The sequence below is a fragment of the Collinsella sp. AF15-51 genome, from assembly GCF_003462845.1.
Lineage (GTDB): Bacteria > Actinomycetota > Coriobacteriia > Coriobacteriales > Coriobacteriaceae > Collinsella.
On sequence record NZ_QRYG01000017.1, the window covers coordinates 12,610 to 33,271 of the forward strand.

Annotated in this window: 18 protein-coding genes; 11 read left to right on the top strand and 7 right to left on the bottom strand. The window is 58.1% G+C overall.

What is annotated here, in order from left to right; genetic code table 11:
- Nucleotides 1–59 precede the first annotated feature (59 nt).
- Nucleotides 60–743, top strand: a complete 684-nt coding sequence (locus DWW51_RS08080) for a DUF3990 domain-containing protein (protein ID WP_117774139.1) — start codon at nt 60–62, stop codon at nt 741–743.
- 31 nt (nt 744–774) lie between these two features.
- Nucleotides 775–1,407, top strand: coding sequence for a helix-turn-helix transcriptional regulator (locus tag DWW51_RS08085; RefSeq protein WP_117774140.1), 633 nt, complete (start codon nt 775–777; stop codon nt 1,405–1,407).
- Nucleotides 1,408–1,639: 232 nt separating this feature from the next.
- Here the strand turns inward: DWW51_RS08085 and DWW51_RS08090 are convergent, their stop codons facing one another.
- A complete protein-coding gene (locus tag DWW51_RS08090) occupies nt 1,640–2,653 on the bottom strand; it encodes a hypothetical protein (RefSeq protein WP_117774141.1) in 1,014 nt (337 codons plus the stop codon).
- Between the two features lie 102 nt (nt 2,654–2,755).
- Between DWW51_RS08090 and DWW51_RS08095 the strand changes: the two genes are divergently transcribed.
- Complete coding sequence (locus DWW51_RS08095; RefSeq protein ID WP_231501614.1) at nt 2,756–3,019, top strand: helix-turn-helix domain-containing protein; 264 nt, start codon at nt 2,756–2,758, stop codon at nt 3,017–3,019.
- A 203-nt stretch (nt 3,020–3,222) separates the two neighbouring features.
- Here DWW51_RS08095 and thrB read toward each other — a convergent pair whose 3' ends face one another.
- Both thrB and thrC read right to left on the bottom strand, forming a co-directional pair.
- Entirely contained in the window at nt 3,223–4,104 is an 882-nt protein-coding gene (gene thrB / locus DWW51_RS08100) for a homoserine kinase (protein ID WP_006234874.1), read from the bottom strand.
- A 203-nt stretch (nt 4,105–4,307) separates the two neighbouring features.
- Nucleotides 4,308–5,825: a threonine synthase gene (thrC, locus tag DWW51_RS08105; RefSeq protein ID WP_117774142.1), complete on the bottom strand. Its 1,518-nt coding sequence runs from the start codon at nt 5,823–5,825 to the stop codon at nt 4,308–4,310.
- Nucleotides 5,826–5,928: 103 nt separating this feature from the next.
- On the opposite strand from thrC, the gene DWW51_RS08110 reads away from it, so the two are divergent.
- From DWW51_RS08110 to DWW51_RS08135, 6 genes are all read left to right on the top strand, one after another.
- A complete protein-coding gene (locus DWW51_RS08110; protein WP_117654959.1) occupies nt 5,929–7,317 on the top strand; it encodes an aspartate kinase in 1,389 nt (462 codons plus the stop codon).
- Nucleotides 7,318–7,491: 174 nt separating this feature from the next.
- Complete coding sequence (locus tag DWW51_RS08115; RefSeq protein ID WP_117774143.1) at nt 7,492–8,517, top strand: aspartate-semialdehyde dehydrogenase; 1,026 nt, start codon at nt 7,492–7,494, stop codon at nt 8,515–8,517.
- 696 nt (nt 8,518–9,213) lie between these two features.
- Complete coding sequence (locus tag DWW51_RS08120; protein WP_231501615.1) at nt 9,214–9,792, top strand: methylated-DNA--[protein]-cysteine S-methyltransferase; 579 nt, start codon at nt 9,214–9,216, stop codon at nt 9,790–9,792.
- Nucleotides 9,793–10,020: 228 nt separating this feature from the next.
- Nucleotides 10,021–10,704: a response regulator transcription factor gene (locus DWW51_RS08125; protein WP_117648274.1), complete on the top strand. Its 684-nt coding sequence runs from the start codon at nt 10,021–10,023 to the stop codon at nt 10,702–10,704.
- A gap of 2 nt (nt 10,705–10,706) precedes the next feature.
- Entirely contained in the window at nt 10,707–12,068 is a 1,362-nt protein-coding gene (locus DWW51_RS08130) for a cell wall metabolism sensor histidine kinase WalK (protein ID WP_117774144.1), read from the top strand.
- Nucleotides 12,069–12,234: 166 nt separating this feature from the next.
- Complete coding sequence (locus tag DWW51_RS08135; RefSeq protein WP_089572342.1) at nt 12,235–12,909, top strand: TIGR00266 family protein; 675 nt, start codon at nt 12,235–12,237, stop codon at nt 12,907–12,909.
- 69 nt (nt 12,910–12,978) lie between these two features.
- Here DWW51_RS08135 and DWW51_RS08140 read toward each other — a convergent pair whose 3' ends face one another.
- Together DWW51_RS08140 and DWW51_RS08145 are read right to left on the bottom strand one after the other, a co-directional pair.
- The gene (locus tag DWW51_RS08140; RefSeq protein ID WP_117774145.1) at nt 12,979–14,223 is read right to left on the bottom strand and encodes a chloride channel protein; all 1,245 of its coding nucleotides are present in this window, start codon (nt 14,221–14,223) and stop codon (nt 12,979–12,981) included.
- Between the two features lie 185 nt (nt 14,224–14,408).
- Entirely contained in the window at nt 14,409–15,047 is a 639-nt protein-coding gene (locus DWW51_RS08145; RefSeq protein WP_117654964.1) for a GyrI-like domain-containing protein, read from the bottom strand.
- A gap of 271 nt (nt 15,048–15,318) precedes the next feature.
- Between DWW51_RS08145 and DWW51_RS08150 the strand changes: the two genes are divergently transcribed.
- The gene (locus DWW51_RS08150) at nt 15,319–16,020 is read left to right on the top strand and encodes an ABC transporter ATP-binding protein (RefSeq protein WP_117774146.1); all 702 of its coding nucleotides are present in this window, start codon (nt 15,319–15,321) and stop codon (nt 16,018–16,020) included.
- A gap of 5 nt (nt 16,021–16,025) precedes the next feature.
- On the top strand, nt 16,026–18,791 hold the full coding sequence (locus tag DWW51_RS08155) for an FtsX-like permease family protein (RefSeq protein WP_231501616.1): 2,766 nt from the start codon (nt 16,026–16,028) through the stop codon (nt 18,789–18,791).
- A 116-nt stretch (nt 18,792–18,907) separates the two neighbouring features.
- On the opposite strand, the gene DWW51_RS08160 is transcribed toward DWW51_RS08155, so the two are convergent.
- Nucleotides 18,908–19,228 (bottom strand): multidrug transporter, encoded by a 321-nt coding sequence (locus tag DWW51_RS08160; protein WP_117635687.1) that lies wholly within the window; start codon nt 19,226–19,228, stop codon nt 18,908–18,910.
- Nucleotides 19,229–19,344: 116 nt separating this feature from the next.
- Nucleotides 19,345–20,283, bottom strand: coding sequence for a helix-turn-helix domain-containing protein (locus tag DWW51_RS08165; protein ID WP_117563855.1), 939 nt, complete (start codon nt 20,281–20,283; stop codon nt 19,345–19,347).
- Nucleotides 20,284–20,662: the final 379 nt, after the last annotated feature.

Genomic DNA, 20,662 nt, shown 5'->3' on the forward strand with positions numbered 1-20,662 from the left:
CACCCCAGTGATAGTTATTGGTAAACTATCACTGGGGTGATATTTTTTAGGAGGTCGATATGGAGCTTTGGCACGGGTCGGAGGTTGTTGTCGAGCATCCGTCGCTGGATAGATGTAAGCAGTTCAACGACTATGGACGTGGGTTTTATTGCACGCCACATGAGGAAATGGCGATGGAATGGGCATGCCGGACCGAGTCCGATGGTATCGCGAATCGATATGAGCTCGATATGGATGGTCTCGCGGTCTTGGATTTGGAGTCCGGGGAGTTTTCAATTCTTAATTGGCTTGCGATTTTGGCCGACAACCGGGAGTTTAATGTCTCGACGCCAGTAGCACGCGAGGGGCTTCGTTATCTGCTGGATAACTGCCTGATTGATATTTCTCCCTATGACGTTATTCGAGGCTATCGCGCCGACGATTCCTACTTTTTGTTTGCAAGACAGTTCGTTAACGGCATGATCTCGCTCAGGCAACTGCAACTCATTATGCGTTTGGGCGATTTGGGCATCCAATACGCTCTTATGAGTGAGCGCGCGTTCTCGGCGATCAGGTTCCGCGATTGGAAGCAGGCCTCGGGAGCTGAGTTTTATCCCAAACGATTTGAGCGAGAACAGAATGCTCGACGTAAGTATCTGGATACGATAAACGGATTTGACACCGAGGGTGTCGACATTAGGGATTTGATGGCAGGGAGGGTCGATTTAAATGATCCAAGAGTTAACGGATTGTGGGCCGAGTAGGACATATCCCGTCTATTACCTCGAGGACGCAATGAACAACCTAGGCGACTGCTTTGACTATGCCGTTAATGATTATGGAGCAGAGGGATCGGAAGTTGCTGAACTCTTTTGCCTCAGCGGCGTAGCTCGCGAGTTCGAACGCGGCAACGCATGGGTCGTATCGGGAAAATCGGGCGTTGAGCTGTTCGCGCTTATCGCTGAAAGATCGGGCTATCAAAACAGGCCTATACCGGACTGCACCTATCGATTTGAGAAGACGCCGGAATATTGGGCGGGCTGGATGCTGGCATACCTGCAGTGGCGTTTAGGGGAGTCTTTCGAAGATCTGCTGCATGTCGTTCCATTTGATGCGCTGCGCGATCTGTACTATCCCTGGCATGAAGCCTCAGAGGAACGTGTGGCGCGTCTTATTTGCGATATGGCGAAGAAAACACCTCGTCAAACTAAACTGGCGCAAGCAAGAAAGAGGCTCAAGAAAACCCAACAAGACCTGGCATACGAATCGGGCGTATCACTCCGCTCAATCCAAATGTACGAACAGCGCCAGAGAAACATCAACGAAGCATCGGTAACAACCGTAAGGGATATGGCGAAAGTCCTGCACTGCAGCATCGAAGACATCTTAGAGCCAGTCTTTGAATACAAAGAAACTAGCGCAGCCTAAAAGAGATGCTGGCCGCTGATTGCTCAAGTTGCAGTTCGAGCAATTTGAGCAGCGAAGCCGGCTGCCTAGTGGGGGCATGTGGGCCTTCTAGGTATCAAAATCCGCCTACGTATCGAAATGCCCCGCCAAGCTAAAGTGCTCGGCGGGGCATATTTCGATTGACGATGCTAACAGGGGTTGAACTTTAATATGCCGCGAGTAAGAGGCGTCTGCATTTAGCAATTAAAGTAAATTATTCAATTCGGGTGCTCAGCCAGTATTCTCCATTTGAAGCTAAGATTGCGTACGTAATTCCATTTTTGACAGTTGGCGTACCTACGCAGGCAGCGCCAATCTCCTTAGCGTCGGAAAATGAGAGTGTTGGATCAATTGCTTGTATGGTTGCTAATGCTGTCGCCGCGGCATAATCTGAATTTTCGAAGTACATGACTATGTTTTTGAAGCAGTTTTCTGATCCAAGATAGCTGAATAGTAGTTGACTGCTCGAGTCCGAGAAAAAACCTCCAATACCGGCAAGCGTAGAGCCATTTTTTATCTGAAGCTCGAGTCCCGTGCCGCTATCGTCTAACTCGTAACTCGCCTTCATACTGCTGCAATTGGGAATATCGGAGAATTCCTCGTTAAGTCGTTCAATAAAGCCTTCAGGTGAAATTGAAAACGATCCGTCGCCAAGAAAGGAAGTAATTTCCTTTTCGTTGCGGGTGTCAACGACCTCTCCGCATCTCCCGCATTCTCGAATTTCCTTCGAGGTGGCGTCAACGTAATCGACTTCGGTAGTCCAAGAACCTGGTTGATGCCCAAGGGGTTTCCCTTCGGTTTTGCCGCAGCGTTGACAGGTCTTCGGAACCGTGCATGTTGCTTCTTCCCATTCATGTCCGAGCGGTTTCCCCTCGGTTTTGCCGCAACTTTTACAGGTGCGAGGGCTTGTACAGTTTGCATTGGTCCAAAGTTTGTGGGTGCAAAACATTTGAGGAAACAGCATGGGTAAGCAGAAGATGACGGCAACTATCGCAGCAGTTGCGATAGCCGCTCGTTTATTACCACCAAGTTTGTTAATGGCACTCGTTAGAAGTAAATCGTCCTCTTCCTTATTGCATGTGGCACCGTCTTCATTTGATGATCGATCGTCAGGGGAGGTGGTGTCGTCAGCACCATCAGAAACCTGCTTCCCTTCGATATTCGGCTTCTGTTCATCAGATGCACTGGGCGTTTGCTCACTATTGGGCTCTTTCATCTCGTCATCCATGCTTATCGAGTCCCCTCTCTCGTTTCAAATGTGCGATGCGAACAATTGCGATAAGTGAAACAGATACTCACATGAATATATCCTAGTTTGGGATATATCAAAATGGAATATAGCGTAAACGGTATGAACGTTGATGCTAATAGGACATGCGGAAAGTGCCTCTCCCAGATTCGTCGGGAACAAGGTATCACTCAGGTTGAACTCGCAAAGAAACTGAGGGTACCTCAGTCGTTCATCTCGAAAGTCGAAACCGGGGAACGCAGTCTTAGGGTTTATGAGCAGTTCGCCTATGCAGAGGCACTTGGAATTACCGTCGGAGTTCTCGTGCAAAGACTTGAGGCGGTTCTGAGCAGCGGAGATAAATAGATTGCGCCGCGAATCGGGCGATAATTAAATCAGCGAATGCGATTATCCTGTCGAGGCTGCGAAGGTCCCCTTGGGGCTTCCCCTGAAAACAATCCGCAGATCGAATTGCCCCGTCGCGCGAAGCGCACGACGGGGCAATTCATGATCGAGGACGTTTTCAGGGGAAGCCCCAAGGGGACCGGTGAGAGCAATGAGGCAGGGCGCTACAGGTACTCGATTTGAGCGCCCTCGGTGTCGCACGTCAGAATGTGCGTGTCACACTTGGGGAACTGTTCACGCAGTTTGACCTGTAGGAACTTTGCCACGATGGTGTCGTCAGTCACGGCCATGAGGGTCGAGCCCGAACCACTGATCCAGATGGTCTTAGCGCCGCCGTTAAGGCAGGTGTCGCGCACGGCGTTGTAGTCGGGGATGAGGCGACGGCGATACGGCTCTTGGATGCGGTCGTCGTTGGCGGCGGCAATCAGATCCAGGTCGCCGGTCTCCAGGCCGCGCGTCATGCCGGCGATGCGGCCCATTTGCCATACGGCGGTGGAGAGTGGAATCTCCTGCGGCACAACCTTGCGCGCCTCGCTCGTATGTACCTCGTAGGGCGGAATCACGGTAATAAAACGCAAGCGATCGCTCACCTCGTAGCGCAGGCACTGGGGGAGCGAATCGGTCGGCGTAAAGGAGCAGACGGCGCCGCCCAGGATGGCGGGGGCGACGTTATCGGGATGGCCCTCGACCTCGGTGGCAATGCGGACGAGCTCGGCGCGGTCGACGGTGTGGCCTGTCAGCGCGGCGGCGGCCATAATGCCGGCGACGACGCAGGTTGAGCTGGAGCCCAGGCCGCGGGCGACGGGAACGTCAGTCTGAATGTCGATGGCGACGGGGAAGGCCGGCTCGCCCCATGCGGCCAGTGCGTCGACAAAGCTCACGTAGACTAGGTTGTTCTCGTTTTGAAACTCCTCGGGGCAGCCCGTGATGGTGAGCTTGTCGGCGCGCTCGAAGGTGAAGTGCGAGTAGAGGCTGACGGCCATGCCGAGGGTGTCGTAGCCGATGCCTAGGTTGGCGCTCGTTGCTGGGACGGTGATTTTGATCATGTGAGTCCTCCTGGCGTGCCTGGCTGTTTAGTTCGCTGCTCGGGCAGTCCTGCGCAAGACGGAAAGCACATTAAGTGCTTTCCTTTGCGTGCGGAACTCGCGACGAACTAAACAGCCAGGCACGCTGTGCGCGTTCGTCATCATCCCGGGGATTATCTGATAAAAGAAGGTGCGCCGGCTTTCGCCGGCGCTTAATAAGGAATCTAGTTGGTGCTCATTCGTTTTGCTGCAGACTCGACGTAGCTTGCCATCTCATCGACGTCGCAGACGTCTTCGAAACGGACGGGTTTGGATTCGAGTTCGGCGAGCTGGGTCGGGGCGACCGTGTTGGTGGCCTGCTCGAGCACACGCATAGCCTCAAAATCATCCTCGGGAACGTCGAGCCCCAGGGCGTCGCAGCAGGCGCGTGGGAACTTGTAGGGGCTGGCGGTCGAAAGCAGCACGCGGGCCTTGGCGCCCTCGGCGGAAGCGACCTGCTCAAAGACGTGGTAGCCGCAAGCGGTGTGCGGGTCGATCACGTAGCCGTTCGCGTCCCAGCAGCTCTTGATGGCAGCGCGGACCTCGTCCTCGCTGGCCCAACCGCAGCCAAAGACGCTCTGAATCTTTGCCAGCAGTTCGGCGGGTACCTCGTAGCGACCGGTCTGTGCCAGCTGCTCCATAAGGCCGGCAACGAGCTCGCAGTCGCCGTCGGACAGGAAGTAGAGCATGCGCTCCAGGTTGGAGCTGATAAGGATGTCCATCGACGGCGAGATGGTCGTGAAGAACGGACGGTTGCGGTCGTAGACGCCGGTGGTCAAAAAGTCGGCCAGCACGTTGTTCTTGTCGCTTGCGACGACGAGCTTGGCGACGGGCAGGCCCATGCGCTTGGCGTAGTAGCCGGCCAGGATATCGCCAAAGTTGCCGGTCGGCACGCAGAACTCAACGGCGTCGCCGGCCTCGATAGCGCCGGCACGCAGCAGCTGCGCATAGGCGGCAAAGTAGTAGACGACCTGCGGCACTAAACGGCCGACGTTGATGGAGTTGGCGCTCGAAAGCACGGTGCCGGCGGCCTCCAGGCGCTCGGCAAGCTCCTTATCGGCAAAGATGCGCTTGACGGCGCTCTGGGCGTCATCGAAGTTGCCGCGGATGCCGCAGACAGCGACGTTATCGCCCTCCTGCGTGGACATCTGCAGATTCTGCACGCGGCTGACTTTGCCCTCGGGATAAAAGACGGAGATGCCCGTGCCCGGAGCATCGGCAAAGCCGGCGAGTGCAGCCTTGCCGGTGTCGCCCGACGTGGCGGTGACGATCATGATGCGCTCGGCGCCGCCGTCCTTGGCGGAGGTGCGGGCCATGAGGCGGGGGAGCATTTGCAGGGCGACGTCCTTGAAGGCGCTCGTGGGGCCGCCAAAGAGCTCCATTACATAGGTTTGAGGGGCGTCGGCGCCCGGTGCGGCGTCGAGTTTGACGAGCGGCGTGACCTCTTCGCTTGCAAACGTGCCGCGGTATGCCTCATTCACACAGGCCGAAATTTCTTCGGGCGTGTAATCATTCAGTAACATTCCCAACACATCTTGAGCGATTTCAAAGTACGATTTATCGGCAAGTGTGCTGATATCGAGCTGCTGGGTGCCAAGCTCGTCCGAGACGAACAAACCCCCGTCGGGAGCGATGCCGGTGCGGATTGCCACCTTACTTGAGCACGATAAAGTGCGTCCTCGTGTACTATGATAAGTTCCCATATAACACTGCTCCTCGGATGCCTTGGTCCCAATCGGTGAACCCATGGTATCAGAGCGCGCAAAACAGGTTTGCAGAGGCTTTTAGAAAGGTAACCTCCACGCCATGATAAAGATTGCCAAGTTTGGCGGCTCGTCGGTCGCCGACGCCGAACACTTCAAGAAGATCAAGGCCATTGTCGATGCCGACCCGGCCCGCCGTTTTGTGGTGGTTTCCGCCTGCGGTCGCCGCTTTAAGGGTGACACCAAGGTGACCGACCTGCTCTATCTGGTTAACGCACACGTTAAGTATCACGTGTCGTGCGAGGAACTGCTCGAGGACATCGGCCAGCGCTATTTTGATATCGCTGACGAGCTGGAGCTCACCTATCCCATCCGCGAGGAGTTTGCGGCCTTTGCCGAGCGCGCCCGCTCGGGCGGCTACTCCACCGAGGAGCTCGTGAGCCGCGGCGAGTACTTTACCGCCCGCCTGATGGCCGAGTACCTGGGCCTGCCGTTCCTGGACGCCGCGACGGTCGTGGCGTTCCATCACGACGGTACGCTCAGCATGAACCGCACTTCCGAGCTGGTGCAGGAGTATGGCCAGCAGGGCGGCTTTGTCATGCCCGGTTTCTACGGCGCGACGCGCGAGGGGCAGATCAAGCTGCTCGACCGCGGCGGTGGCGATATCTCGGGCTCGATCCTGGCCAAGTGCCTGGGTGCCGACCTGTACGAGAACTGGACTGACGTCTCGGGCTTCTATTCTGCCGATCCGCGTATTGTTCCCGAGGCTCAGCCCATCGCGCGCGTTACCTACGAGGAGCTGCGCGAGCTTTCGTACATGGGCGCGAGCGTTCTGCACGAGGAGGCCGTGTTCCCCGTGCGCGAGGCGGGCATTCCGCTGGTCATCAAGAACACCAACGCCCCGCGGGATCCCGGCACCATCATTAGCGAGACCGCAGACGAGGGCGAGGCGGAGCCCATCATTACCGGCGTGACCGGCAAGCGCGGCTTTGTCGCCATCAACGTGGCCCGCGACCGTACCAAGCCCCGCGTCGGCTTTATGCGCCGCGCGCTTTCGGTTTTCGAGCGCTATGACGTTTCCGTTGAGCATATGCCCACCGGCGTCGATCGCTTTGGCGCCGTGGTGCAGGAGCAGGATGTGCGCGATTCGCTGTACTCGCTCGTGGGCGACATTCAGCAGGAGGTCGAGCCGCTCGAGATCGAGGTTGTTGAGGGCCTGGCGCTCATCGCGACCGTCGGCCGCAACCTGCGCGGCCGCGCCGGTATTTCCGGCCACCTGTTTGGTATGCTCGGCCAGGCCGGCGTGAGCGTGCGCATGATTTCGCAGAGCTGCGACGAGATCAACATCATTATCGGCGTCGAGGAGAAGGACTTCGACCTGGCGATTCGGACCATTTACCGCGCCTTCTCCGACGAGAACGGCATTGTAAAGGTCTCCGACCTGGAGGCTTCCGCGCCGGTCGATCCCGCCCTGGCCGCCTTCCGCAAGTAACGACCATCCCGGTAGATTTTTGGGACATGCCTAAAAATCTACCGTAGGGCGTTTCGTTTCAGTTTCGTTTCGACGGGGCGGGTTTCATGCCCGTCCCGTTTTTGTATAAACTGGGCAAGAAAAACCAGCCTGCTCGGCGTGCGGGCAAAAGCCACAACCTTTAAAGGGGGAAGCATGAAACAGTACACGGTTGCTATTTTGGGCGCGACGGGAGCCGTGGGCACCCAGATGCTCGAGTGCCTCAACGAGCAGGAGTTTCCGGTTGGCAAGCTCAAGCTGCTAGCGAGCGCGCGCTCTGCGGGCAAGACCGTTGAGTTCCGCGGCGAGCAGATCGTGATTGAGGAAGCTTGCCCCGAGGCCTTTGAGGGCTGCGACATCGTGCTCGGCGCCGCCGGCGACGATATTGCGAAGGAGCTACTGCCCGAGGCCGTCAAGCGCGGCGCCGTCGTGGTCGACAACAGCCACGCCTTCCGCATGGATCCCGAGGTGCCGCTGGTTGTGCCTGAGATCAATGCCGACGACATCAAGTGGCATCACGGCCTTATCGCCAATCCCAACTGCGCGACCATCATCGGCCTGGTTCCTACGTGGCCGCTGCATCAGCTCGCCGGCGTGAAGCGCATGATCGTCTCGACGTATCAGGCGGCTTCGGGTGCCGGCGCTCCCGGTATGGCCGAGCTCGAGGCTCAGCTGGCCGCCCTGGGTCGCGGCGAGGAGATTCCCGAGCCGCGTGCATTTGCCGCCCAGCTGGCGAGCAACCTGATTCCGCAGATTGGCGGCGTCAAGGAGGAGGGCTTTACCTCCGAGGAGATGAAGCTGCAAAACGAGGGCCGTAAGATCATGCATCTGCCCGAGCTGCGCGTGAACTGCACCTGCGTGCGCGTGCCCGTGCTGCGTTCGCACTCCGAGAGCATTACGCTCGAGTTTGAGCGCGATATTACGGTCGAGGAGGCCCGTGCTGCGCTGGCTGCCGCTCCCGGCGTCAAGCTGGTTGACGATCTGGGTGCCGAGGGTGCACACGACCGCTTCCCCATGCCGATGGATACGTCCGACCAGGACCTGATTTGGGTCGGCCGCGTGCGTCGCGACATCTCGAACCCCGAGGCCGCGCGCGGCATCACCTTCTGGTGCTGCGGCGACCAAATCCGTAAGGGCGCGGCAACCAACGCCGTCCAGATCGCTAAGCTGCTCTGCGAGTAGTTTGACCTGTCCGGCGGGGGCCGGGCTTGGTTTTCAGAACGTCCTCGACCATGTGTGGCGCCTTGTCCTGCTCCTTCGGAGCCGCGGACAAGGCGCCACACTGGTCTGCGGAATGTTCTGAAAACCAAGCCCGGCCCCCGCCTGCGGTGACGCTGTTGCGAGCGCTCTGCGATGGGGACGTTGTTGGTTGGGGCCGCTGGGCTGATGTGGGGGCGCGTGGTTGTTGCGGGCTCTGGTCCCGGCGGCGGCCTCGGCGCTTCGCGCCTGCCGCCTGGGTCTACTGCGGGGCCGTGGCGGCAGCGGCGGCGCTTCGCGCCTGCTGCCTGGGGTGACTTTGGGCTTGGTGCGAATTGAGGTCTAATACTTTTCCCGTGAAGTGAACGACCTTATTTGGACCCCCGAAGCATTGGCATATTTTGACCGCTATTTCCTGCGGTTTTGCAGCGCGAATCCTGCGGTTTTTTGGTCTAAAGGTGTGGATGCTCCGGGGCTTCGTTTTTACTCGTTCACTTCTCGGGAAAGTATTAGAGCTCAGCTGGCGGGGGTACCGCCCTGGCGTCGAAGCCCCGCGTCTTCTTCGCTTGATTGGGAAAAACAGCCTCGCTGAAGTAATTGCGAGCCCGCCCGGACGTATCTGCGGGGGTTGTCTGCACAGTTCGCGGTATTATGTTTGCTGAGTTTTGAAAGGAGCCGCTGGTGGTCACGACGACATTTGCCTCGCCTTTGGGCGAAATCCTGCTTGCCGCTGATGGCCGCGGTTTGACGGGGCTTTGGTTTGAGGGGCAGGAGCACTTTGGCTCTACGCTGCTCAAAGAGGATGCAGAGTATGTCGTAGGTACCGATGCGGTTTCTGGTACCGGTGGGATGTCTTCGGTGAGTCCGGCAAATGGTGTGGCCTCTTCGGTGCTTGAGCGTTCATGGGCTTGGCTGAATGCTTATTTTGCGGGGCAGGAGCCTCGGTTTACGCCGCCGTTGCATTTGATTGGCACGGCGTTTCAGCGCGAGGTTTGGTTTGAGCTGCTTTCTATCCCGCGTGGCGAGGTCGCTACGTATGGCGAGATCGCCCAGCGTGTTGCGGCTCGACATCATGTGCCGGGAAACGAGGCACCCGTTGTATCTCCTCGCGCGGTGGGGGCTGCGGTTGCGCGTAACCCCATTTCGATTATCGTGCCATGCCATCGCGTAGTTGCCGCCGATGGTTCGCTCAACGGATATGCCGGCGGGCTCGATCGCAAGGAGTGGCTGCTTCGGCTTGAGGGCGCGTACGAGGAGTAATGCTCGAGCACTTTGCATAACTAGGGCGCCGTGAAAGGACGAGTCACTGTCCCTTCGCGCCCGGCATGCGTCAAAGCGCTCGACACGTGCGCCTTAAGTTTGGCTAAGCCACATCCTGCGTATTTAAAAACGCGCAGGCTGAGCAGCTAAGGCTGCGCTAAGGCGGTTGACGGTACGCTATCATCGGCAGTATCGAAACCTGTGGAGCCATGCGCCAATGGAGCAACTATGAAGCTGATGCTTGCCGAGGACGAACCTGGTCTCTCCCGCGCCCTCACCGCGATTCTTCAACATAGCGACTACGAGGTCGACACCGCCCTCGACGGCTTGACGGCGCTCGAGAATCTACTCACCAACGATTACGACGCCGCAATCCTGGACATCATGATGCCCGGCATGGACGGCATCGAGGTGCTCAAGCGTACACGCGCCGCCGGAAAGCGACTGCCCATCATCATGCTCACGGCAAAAAGCGAGGTGTCCGATAAGGTCGAGGGCCTGGATGCCGGTGCCAACGATTACCTGACCAAGCCGTTTGCCGCCAAGGAACTGCTTGCGCGTATTCGTGCCATGACGCGTGCCGCGACGGCAATTGACGCCACGACGCTCAGCGTGGGTAACGTGCGCCTCGACACGGCGGCTTGCACGCTTGTGGGACCCTTGGGCGAGGAGCACCTGGCCAATCGCGAGTTTCAGCTTATGGAACTCTTTATGCGCAACGCCGGCACGCGCATGCCCACTGAACGTCTGATGCTCGAGGTTTGGGGTGAGGACGCGCCCGAAGGCGCCAACGTGGTGTGGGTCTATATCTCGTACCTGCGCAAAAAGCTGACGGCGCTTGGTGCCAACGTTGCCATTCGCGCGTCGCGTAACCAGGGCTATTCGCTCGAGGTTGTCGAGGAAGGCGAATAAGCGTGAGCGCGAGCGCGTGGTGCAAGCGCATGACGGAGTGGTTTCACGCCGCCTCGAGTAGTAAGGGGTGGGCTAATTCTGTTGACGCATTGGGCCGCCGTCTGCGTCGCAAGTTTATCCTCGTTGCCATGGGCGCCGTGACCGTGGTGCTCACGCTCATCATCGCCGGCATCAACATCGTCAATTATTCGCATGTCTGCAAGATGGCCGACGCTCGCCTGGACTATATTCTGGCGGGCAAGGACGGTATCGATTGGGGGGACGAGTCTAAAGCCGAGCCCGCTAATGGCAAGGATGCCGGCGATAGCCAAGCGGGCGTTCGCATCAGACACTTCGAAGGCATGACGGCGGAGTCTCCCTTCGACACGCGCTACTTTACGGTGACGATTGACGCCGGACAGGTTGCCGATGTCAATACGGCCCGCATTGCCGCGGTTGGTGCCAAGCGCGCCGCCAGTATTGCCGCAAGGCTGCATGCCAAGGGCTGGACCTCGGGCTTCTCTGGCAATTATCGTTATACGACCGACGTCCAGGACGACGAGATCACCTATGTGTTCGTGGACTGCTCGCGCGAGCTTGCAAGCTTTCATTCGTTTTTGAGCGCGAGCGTGGCGATCAGTTGCATTGGCTGGCTGGCGGTGCTGGCAATTGTAACGGTCGCGTCGGGTGCCGTGATTCGACCGATGGTCGAGAGCTACAGCAAGCAAAAGCGATTTATTACCGATGCAAGCCACGAGATCAAGACGCCGCTCGCTGTGATCGATGCCGCCAACGAGGTACAGGAGATTGAGAGCGGCGAGAGTGAGTGGACGCAGAGCATTCACGAGCAGGTGGCGCGACTGACGGCACTCACGGAACGTCTAGTGTTTTTGGCACGTATGGACGAGGGCTCGGCGGGCTTTACCATGACATCGATCGATCTTTCGGAGGCCGTGGACAAGGCTGCGGCGCCGTTTGAATCGGTGGCGGTTTCGCGCGGCAAGCGTCTGTCGACGTCGATTGCGTGCGGCGTGCGGGCCCATGCCGATGCTGCGGCGGTGGCGCAGGTGGTTGAGCTGCTTCTGGACAACGCCACGCGCTATGCGAGCGAGGGCAGCGTGATTGAGCTGAGCCTGCGTGCCGTTTCGCGCGTTCAGGGTAAGGGCGCCACCGAGCTTGTCGTATCGAACGCCGTGGACGAGCTGCCCGAAGGCGACCTAGATCGATTGTTCGACCGCTTCTATCGTGCGGACGTGTCGCGCAGCTCCAAGACGGGCGGCTCGGGCGTGGGCCTATCCGTGGTGCGTGCCATCGCCGAAGCCCATGGCGGGAGCGCTTCTGTCTGCGGCCACGGTAACCAGATCACCTTCACCGTCCGCCTCTAAGACCTGCCAAAAAGGGACAGGTTTATTTTGGCAGGTTTTATCTGTGCAGACGGCAGCGGAGGCTGGCGGTGATCGGCGCCATGAACGCCACCGACCCAAATAAACGCACCTCTAACTGCTAAAATATGGACATCGTTGTTCGGCTCCCGAAGGAAAGGAGACGGTCATGCAGTACGAGATCGGCGGAGGGGCTTTCCCGGTTGTTACGTGCAACCTTAGCGACGGCGAATCCATGATCACCGAAAGCGGTGCCATGGTCTGGATGACCCCCAACATGGAGATGTCCACCTCGGGCGGTGGTATAGGCAAGATGTTCTCTAAGGCTTTTTCGGGTGAGGCGTTGTTCCAAAACATTTGGACCGCGCACGGCGATGGCATGATTGCGTTTGGCTCTTGCTTCCCCGGCCGCATTATACCGATCGAGATTGGCCCTGGTAAGAGCTGGATTTTGCAGAAGCGTTCGTTCCTTGCCGCGGAAAGTGGTGTTGAGCTGAGCATCCACTTTAACAAGAAGGCAAAGACCGGCGTCTTTGGCGGCGAGGGTTTTATCATGCAAAAGCTCACGGGCTCGGGTATTGCCTTTGCCGAGATCGACGGCGACCTAGTTGAGTACGAGCTTGCTGCTGGCCAGCAAATGATTGTAGATACCGGCAACGTGGCCGGCTTTGAGGAGACGGTGAGCATCGACGCGCAGATGGTCAAGGGCGTCAAAAACATCATGTTTGGCGGTGAAGGCGTGTTCAACACTGTGCTCACCGGTCCGGGGCGCATCTGGCTGCAGACAATGCCCATTTCCAATCTTGCGGCAGCAGTGGCTTCGATGACCAACAACAATAACTAATCGTGTATAGGATGACGCGCGCGGCGGGCCCGGCCTGTCGTGCGCGTTTTTTGGTGGCAAACGCCCTGTTTATCGGGTGCGGCTGTGCTCCTGCAGCGCATAGATCGACTTATCCATGTTGAACAGGTAGGCCACGACGCAGACAATAAAGAACGTCGGCAGACTGCTAAAGCCAAAGACCTCGCAGCCAATAAAGATGGGCGCGAGCAGCGTATTGGTGGCGCTGCCAAAGACGGCGGCGTATCCCAGCGCGGCGCAGAGCTCGACGGGCATGCCGAGAATCCCGGCGAGTACGACACCCAGGCTGGCTCCGATGGAGAACAGCGGCGTCACCTCGCCACCCTGATATCCTGCGGCAAGCGTGGCGATGGTGAGTACGAATTTGAGCGCCCAGTCCCAAGGCATGATCGACGCCTCACCGTTGTCACCCAGTGCCGCGGATATCAGGTTGGTGCCAAGGCCGCAGTATCGCCCCTGCCACAGCGCGAACAGAATCGCCGACAGCGCAAGGCCCATAACGGCAACGCGTATGTAAGGGCTGGGGAGCAGCCGCGCTGCAAGGGTCTTGGCATGGGCAAGGCACCAGGCAAAAGCTCCACCTACCATACCAAACGCGATACCCAACAACGCCAGTCGTCCAAGACCGGGGAGGTCGAGCGCATACGAGGCGGTAACGGCGACCTCAAACTTCTCGAGCCCCAGAGCGCCGGAGGACATGCTTGCGGCGAGCGAGGCTGTAAGCGCGGGAAACAGCGCGCGGTATTCCATGCGTCCTGCGACCAGTACTTCGATCGCAAAGACCGTGGCGGCGAGGGGCGTTCGGAAGAGTCCGGCAAAGCCGGCGGCCATGCCGATAAGCAAAAACGTGTTGCCGGGTTCTCGGAAAGGTAGACGTCGGCCGATCCAATGCGAGACGGTTGCGCCGATCTGCACGGCTACGCCTTCGCGTCCCGCGCTGCCGCCAAAGAGATGCGTGGCCCACGTGCTCAGCATAATGAGCGGCACCAGACGCGGGGAGATGGCGTCCTCGCGTCCGTGACCTACGTCGAATACTAAGCTCATGCCCCGATCGGTGCCTTTGCCCCAGGTGAGGTAGGCAAATACGATGGCCAAGCCCATGAGGGCGAGGAAGGGAAGGAGCAGTACGATGTGCTCGTCACGGAAGGCGCCGATTGCCAGGAGCACACGACCAAAAAGGGCACAGATGGCGCCAACGATAACGCCGATAGGGATTCCGACGGCGCCCATGAGCACGAGACCGCTATAGGTGTTGACCAGGCGTTTGATTCTGCTCGAAGCGCTGCTTTCTGACATTTTGCTTTCCGACACTTGCTCTCTTGATAGAAAAAGAGCTGGAGTTGCGCATCGTTGAGAGGCTTTCCAGCTTTAGCAAAACAAACTTATAAGATGCGACGGGCCGCGTCAAGATAATTACCGGACGGCCTAGGAGGCGGCTGGTTGGCCGGCTTAAAACCTAGCGCGTGAAATGACGCCCCACGCTATTCAGCGCGCTTGATAGGATGACGAACCACGGTCTTAAGTTTCTCCGGTGCGCATTTGCGTGGATCGGAGAGATAGATTTCGTGATGTAAACGGGTGTCTGAGAAGTCGGGAACATAGCCCAGCTCGGTCGTGTATTCATGCATAGCGTCTACGGTCGCCGGTTCGTTGTCGTAGGGCCCGGTGTGCATGCATTGAACGCAGAGACCCTCGTCAACTTTAAGCAGTTCGACGGCGGAAAAGTCCAGTTTCTTTTTGGTCGTGGCTTCCGCGACTGCCCAGTCAAAGTCATCTCGGGTGACGAAATCGGGCAGGCGGATGCACGAGATAAAGTTGAAATTGTCCTTGCGTACATAATCGATGCCGCCGCTCGGGGACTCTTGCCACCAGAAACCCTCGAGCGGCGGTACCACAAAGTCGAAATAGCCCTCGATACTCCTTGAGCCTTTCTTCGACATCTTGACGGTATAGGCGATGCCGTAAAGTAGCGGCAGGGCGTTTTGATACTCGCCACCTTCGGTATTTGGGTCGCCCTTTCCGCGAACGGCAACGTAGCTCATAGGCGGGACTGTTACGATGCTCGGCTTGCTTGCGGGTTTGTAGAGCTCCTTGCATTCCTTCTTAAAGTCGAACGCCATGTTGGCCGCCTTTCTGCGTATTGGCCTGCTTAGATAGTTGAATCATATCATAGAAACGAACAGCTGTTCGAATGATTTGGCTGACAGATTGAGATGCGTGCGTTGTGTTTGGCGGTCGGCCTGACCCCGTTGATGATTTCTCGGCCTCCCCGGCGCCCTATCTATAGCTGCCGTTTCCCAGTATAAAACCTGCCAAAATAAACCTGTCTCTTTTTGATAGGTGCGAAATGGGTAATACTAAAGAGTTATCCGACCAGATGGGAACCGATCGATGGCCTATATCGAATTTAAAGACGTCATCAAAGCATACGGCGAGGGCGATGCCCGCATTCACGCGCTCGACGGCGCGAGCTTTACCGTTGAGCGTGGCGAGCTTGCCATTATCCTGGGCGCTTCGGGCGCCGGTAAAACCACGGCGCTCAACATTCTGGGTGGCATGGATACGGCGACTTCCGGCACCGTGACGGTGGACGGGCGCGATGTGAGCTCCGCTAACGAGGCGCAGCTCGTGGAATACCGCCGCGCCGACGTCGGCTTTGTCTTCCAGTTCTACAATCTGGTCCCCAACCTGACGGCGCTCGAAAACGTCGAGCTCGCGGCGCAAATCTGCCCCGATTCACTCGATGCCGAGCAAACGCTTTGCCAGGTTGGCCTGGGCGAGCGCCTCGCCAACTTCCCCGCGCAGCTATCGGGCGGCGAGCAGCAGCGCGTGTCCATTGCCCGCGCGCTGGCCAAGAACCCCAAGCTGCTTTTGTGCGACGAGCCCACGGGTGCACTCGACTACAAAACCGGCAAGCAGATTTTGCAGTTGCTGCAGGACACCTGCCGCAAGCAGGGCATCACGGTCATTATCATCACCCATAACTCCGCGCTGGCGCCCATGGCCGATCGCCTGATCCGCTTTAAGAGCGGCCGCGTGGAGAGCGAGACGGTCCAGCAAAATCCCGTGTCTATCGAGACAATCGAGTGGTAGCGCCCATGGACCAGGACCGCCAAAACAGCCAAAACCACGATACGGAGCACGCGGGCCGCGACCGGGAGTTCGCGACCTACCGTACCGCCCAAAGCTCAAACGATATGGTGCCGACGGTATTTCGCCGTGGCATCTACCGCACAATCCGCGGCAGTCTTAAGCGCTTCCTATCTATCGTGGTCATCACCGCGCTCGGCGTGAGCGTGATGTGCGGCCTCAAGGCGGGTTGCGAGGATCTGTGCGATTCGGTCGACGCCTACTTCGACCAGCAAAATGTCTATGACATTAACGTGCAGTCGACCTATGGCCTGACTGACGATGATCTCGACGCCATCCAAGAGGTCGATGGCGTCGAAACGGCCGAGGGCATCTACGCCGAGACCGCCTACACCGCCGTGGGCACAACGCGCGAGCGCGTGGTCGTGCAAAGTCTCTCCAAGGAGAACATCGATCAGCCGGTGCTCGTGAACGGCGATTTGCCCGAGAGCGCCGATGAAGTCGCGGTGACTTCGAAGTTCCTGAAGTCTTCGGGCAAAAAGCTCGGCGATACGGTGAGTTTTGCCGCCAATGACGCGAGCTCGTCGAACCAAAGCGCCAAGGATCAGTTTGCCGCGGGCGATTACACCATTACGGCCGAGGTCCTCGATCCCACTGATGTGAGCTCCGACTCGACAGTCAACGCCTTTCGCGCTGCTTCGGCGGCGGACTATAAGTTCTATGTGAGCGAGGACGCCGCGACGTCGTCGTCCTATTCCGCAGTCCACGTAGTCGTCGAAGGAGCCAAGAGCCTCAACTCCTATTCGGATGCCTACGCGGCAAAGATCAACAAGGTCAAGGGCAATATAGAGAAGATCCGCGAGGAGCGTGAGAAGGCGCGCGCTCAGGAGCTGACAGTCGACACGCCGGCAAGCTTGGATGCGGCCGAGCGCCAGGCGAATATGCTCTTTGGGATTGAGCAGGACAACATCAATCGCATGGCCCAGGGCAGCGAGGAACGCGTCCAGGCTCAGGTCGACCTGGATCAGCGCCGCGCCGCCGCCGACCAGCAGTTTGCCGATGCCCGCGCCGAGCTTTCCGATTTGGGTGAATGCACGTGGTACATCCAGGACCGCGACAATATCGCAAGCTACTCAAGCGTGGAGAGCGATAGCTCGTCAATTGAGGCTATTGCGACGGTGTTCCCGTTCATCTTCTTTATCGTCGCCGTGCTCATCAGCCTCACCACCGCCACGCGTATGGTCGAGGAGGAGCGCACGCTCATTGGCCTGTACAAGGCGCTCGGCTACTCGCGCGAGCGCATCCTGTCCAAATACGTGGACTATGCGCTGTGGGCGTGCCTGATTGGCGGCGTGCTCGGCAATATCATCGGCTTTGTGGGCCTGCCGCTGTTCCTGTTTACGGTGTTCGACGACATGTACTCGCTGCCCCAGATGCTGCTTTCGTACGACATCGTGTCCTCGATCGTCTCGGTGGCGCTGTTTGCCGTGGGCGTGGTGGGCGCCACAATTATCGCCTGCCGCCACGAGATGGCCGAGACCCCGGCCTCGCTCATGCGCCCCAAGGCCCCGCGCGCCGGCTCGCGCATCCTACTTGAGCGCATCGGCTTTATCTGGCGCCGCATGGGCTTTTTGAACAAGGTGGCTGCGCGCAACCTGTTCCGTTACAAAAAGCGTGCCTTTATGACCATCTTTGGCATCGCGGGTTGCACCGCGCTTGTGATCTGCGGTATGGGTATTCGCGATACGTCGGTGGCGCTTTCGCCCAAACAGTACGGGCATATCACGCGTTATGACTTGCTGGCGGTCGCCAACCCCGATGACTTTACGCAGACGTGCGCGGCGTTGGATGAGCGCAGCGCGGCCAATGATTCCAACGTGACCGTGACTTCGACGCTGCCGATTATGACCGACAACGTCACCTTTACGTTTGGCGGCAAGAGCGAGACCGTGCAGCTGATCGTGGTGCCCGATGACCGCACGAACGACCTGGACGACTATGTGCGCCTCGAGGACGAGTCCAAAGAGCCGCTGTCTTTGCGTGACGGAGACGTGTATCTGAGTAAGAGTTCACAGCTGGTGCTGGGGATTCAGCCGGGCGATACGGCATACGTCCAGGATTCGTCGCTCAATGTTGCCAAGGTCAAAGTCAGTGACATTTCGCTTAACTATCTTGGCAACACGCTTTACATGACGCAGGGCACCTATGAGCGCGCGTTCGGTCGAAGCGCACGCCTCAACGGCGTCTTTGTGCTGCTTAAGGGCTCGTCGGCCGACCAGATTGCGTTTAGCAAGAAGCTTAAGAGCGACGGTTGGCTCACCATCTCGAGCACGGCCGAACATTGGCAGAACTACGAGGCGAACTTTGCGATCATCAATTCGGTCGTGGTGCTCGTGACTTTTATGGCGGCATGCCTGTCGTTTGTGGTGGTGTTTACGCTGTCCAACACGAATATCTCCGAGCGCGAACGCGAGCTGGCGACCATCAAGGTGCTGGGCTTCCGCCGTGGCGAGGTGCACCATTACGTCAACAAGGAGACGTTGATCCTCACGGCAATTGGCGCCGCGCTGGGCGTGCCACTGGGCGGCTTGCTGGCCGAGAGTTTTACGTACATTTTGCAGATGCCGTCGCTGTACTTTGACGTCGAAGTCGAGCCGCTAAGCTACGTGCTCGCCGTGGTGCTTTCCTTTGGCTTTACGTTTATCGTCAACCTAGCCACCAATCGTACCCTCAACAAGATCGACATGGTCGGCGCCCTCAAGAGCGCCGAGTGACCTGCCAAAAAGGGACAGGTTTATTTTGGCAGGTTTTATCTGCGCAAACGCCGGACAACCATTAGGTGGCCCGGCGTTTGCCCCGTTTTGCTGGGGATGTCTGTCGTTCAGTGCTCTTACTGGCCAATCCAGTGTTGCGCATAGCTCTTAATGTCCTCGGTAAAACCGTCAAGGTCGTCAAGGGTGATCACGCTGTCGATAAGCAAATTGGCTATCTCGCGGTGCATTGTGCTGCGGCGAATGTCGTTTGCAATTACGCCTGAGGACAGCTTGTCTCTATTGAGGCGCTCTTCTAGTGCCCAAAATCTACTGGACGCTTCACTGTCGCCGTTCAGTATCTCAACATACTGGCCGATGAGCTTTTCCATATAACGTTCTTGCCATTGAGGAAGCATTTTCTTGAACAGCTTCCAGTCGCTTTCGGCTACGTCGCGCATATGTCCTCCGCTCGTCAAACGGGCTTTCCATTTGCCTTTCATTCTATTTGGCTTTCGCTCACAGGCGTGGATGAGAGGCTCTCTTTAGCCTTCGAGATTGGGCCTGAATGGGTGGTTTAGGCCTGTTTGCGGTGCTTCCATTGTTTGCGGCACCAGCGCATGAGCGCCTTTATGACGGGAATCGTGATGAGGATGATCCATGCAGGATGGGGCTGTCCCAAACAGAGCCACATGTAGAGGAACCAAGCGATGGCGGCTGCCGGGTAGATGGCCTCGATCAGCTTAGACAGGTGGCGCCGATCGATGAAGTCGCCAATCGCGTAGTAGACGGGAACCAGAAAGACGAGGAAAAGCCCCATGCCCCATGTGCCGTAGACAATGCCGAGCACCAGATAGGCGAGAGTGACAAGTGCGGGGAAGGGGAATTTGTTCCATGCACGTCCGACCTTGGTGTGGAAATGCTTGCCATGATGGTCGAGCTTGTCGTGTGCTTCCTTCCAGCTGGAAAACGTCTCGCCGTCGATGGTGACGGTGCCGTCGTCATTGGTGCGTACGCTATGTCCATCGTCCTCAAGCGTATCGATATGCACGCCGTCCGGCCCCACATGCACCTCTTCGCCCTTGCGCTCGTTGGTCACATGGATGCCGCTCCAACCAACATGGACTTCCTCGCCTTTATTGGGATCAATGACGTGGATACCGCGCGCGAGGGAAATATCGACAAGTGGCTTATCGCTGCAATCAGCGTGCTCAGTAGAAGCCTCAGCCTCTTCAGCCTTATCTGAAGCTTTGGTGCCGGCGTTGCTGTTCTGCGCCTCATCATCAGCCTGTGAGTCATCAGCGCTAGCCACCGCCTCCCCATACAGCAGCTCATCCAGCGACACGCCATACAGCGCGGCGAGCGCAATAAGGTTATCGGTATCGGGCGAGGATTCGCTGCGCTCCCATTTACTGACAGCCTGACGACTCACACCCAGCTGGGCGGCAAGCGCCTCCTGAGAAAGCCCGGCAGCCTTGCGGCGATCAACGAGCCGCTGCGCCATCGCAAGATCCATGGTGGTTCCTTTCGTTTGATGGTCGAATCGAATGAGCCGAGTATGCCGAGAACAACCGGTAGCGACCACCATTTCTAGTTAGAATCTGCCCCAACCCTACCGCAACTACCGGTAGCAATCCCTAACGACCAGCCATTTCAGGACAAATGTCAGTGCTACTCTCAGCTAAGAGCCTGCAACATCCCAAAATCTCAGCCCACGCACTTGCAGCAAGAAGACGAATAGCCTCGGCCTCCCTAGTTACCGCAGGAGGCCCCAGGGCTTTCCTCCCAAATCTTTCCGCAGGACGGAAGGACCCCGCCGCGCGAAGCGCGCAGCGGGGTCCTGACATGTCCGAGGACGATTTGGGAGGAAAGCCCTGGGGCCTCCGATGAGAGCA

Bases quoted from the DNA above. Each gene is read 5' to 3' on its own strand.
- DWW51_RS08160 (WP_117635687.1), bottom strand. From the start codon at position 19,228: ATGCGCGACGTAGCCGAAAGCGACTGGAAGCTGTTCAAGAAAATGCTT.
- DWW51_RS08145 (WP_117654964.1), bottom strand. From the start codon at position 15,047: ATGGCGTTCGACTTTAAGAAGGAATGCAAGGAGCTCTACAAACCCGCA.
- DWW51_RS08080 (WP_117774139.1), top strand. From the start codon at position 60: ATGGAGCTTTGGCACGGGTCGGAGGTTGTTGTCGAGCATCCGTCGCTG.
- DWW51_RS08150 (WP_117774146.1), top strand. From the start codon at position 15,319: ATGGCCTATATCGAATTTAAAGACGTCATCAAAGCATACGGCGAGGGC.
- DWW51_RS08090 (WP_117774141.1), bottom strand. From the start codon at position 2,653: ATGGATGACGAGATGAAAGAGCCCAATAGTGAGCAAACGCCCAGTGCA.
- DWW51_RS08165 (WP_117563855.1), bottom strand. From the start codon at position 20,283: ATGGATCTTGCGATGGCGCAGCGGCTCGTTGATCGCCGCAAGGCTGCC.
- DWW51_RS08140 (WP_117774145.1), bottom strand. From the start codon at position 14,223: ATGTCAGAAAGCAGCGCTTCGAGCAGAATCAAACGCCTGGTCAACACC.
- thrC (WP_117774142.1), bottom strand. From the start codon at position 5,825: ATGGGAACTTATCATAGTACACGAGGACGCACTTTATCGTGCTCAAGT.
- DWW51_RS08125 (WP_117648274.1), top strand. From the start codon at position 10,021: ATGAAGCTGATGCTTGCCGAGGACGAACCTGGTCTCTCCCGCGCCCTC.
- DWW51_RS08110 (WP_117654959.1), top strand. From the start codon at position 5,929: ATGATAAAGATTGCCAAGTTTGGCGGCTCGTCGGTCGCCGACGCCGAA.
- thrB (WP_006234874.1), bottom strand. From the start codon at position 4,104: ATGATCAAAATCACCGTCCCAGCAACGAGCGCCAACCTAGGCATCGGC.
- DWW51_RS08095 (WP_231501614.1), top strand. From the start codon at position 2,756: ATGGAATATAGCGTAAACGGTATGAACGTTGATGCTAATAGGACATGC.
- DWW51_RS08155 (WP_231501616.1), top strand. From the start codon at position 16,026: ATGGACCAGGACCGCCAAAACAGCCAAAACCACGATACGGAGCACGCG.
- DWW51_RS08115 (WP_117774143.1), top strand. From the start codon at position 7,492: ATGAAACAGTACACGGTTGCTATTTTGGGCGCGACGGGAGCCGTGGGC.
- DWW51_RS08135 (WP_089572342.1), top strand. From the start codon at position 12,235: ATGCAGTACGAGATCGGCGGAGGGGCTTTCCCGGTTGTTACGTGCAAC.
- DWW51_RS08085 (WP_117774140.1), top strand. From the start codon at position 775: ATGAACAACCTAGGCGACTGCTTTGACTATGCCGTTAATGATTATGGA.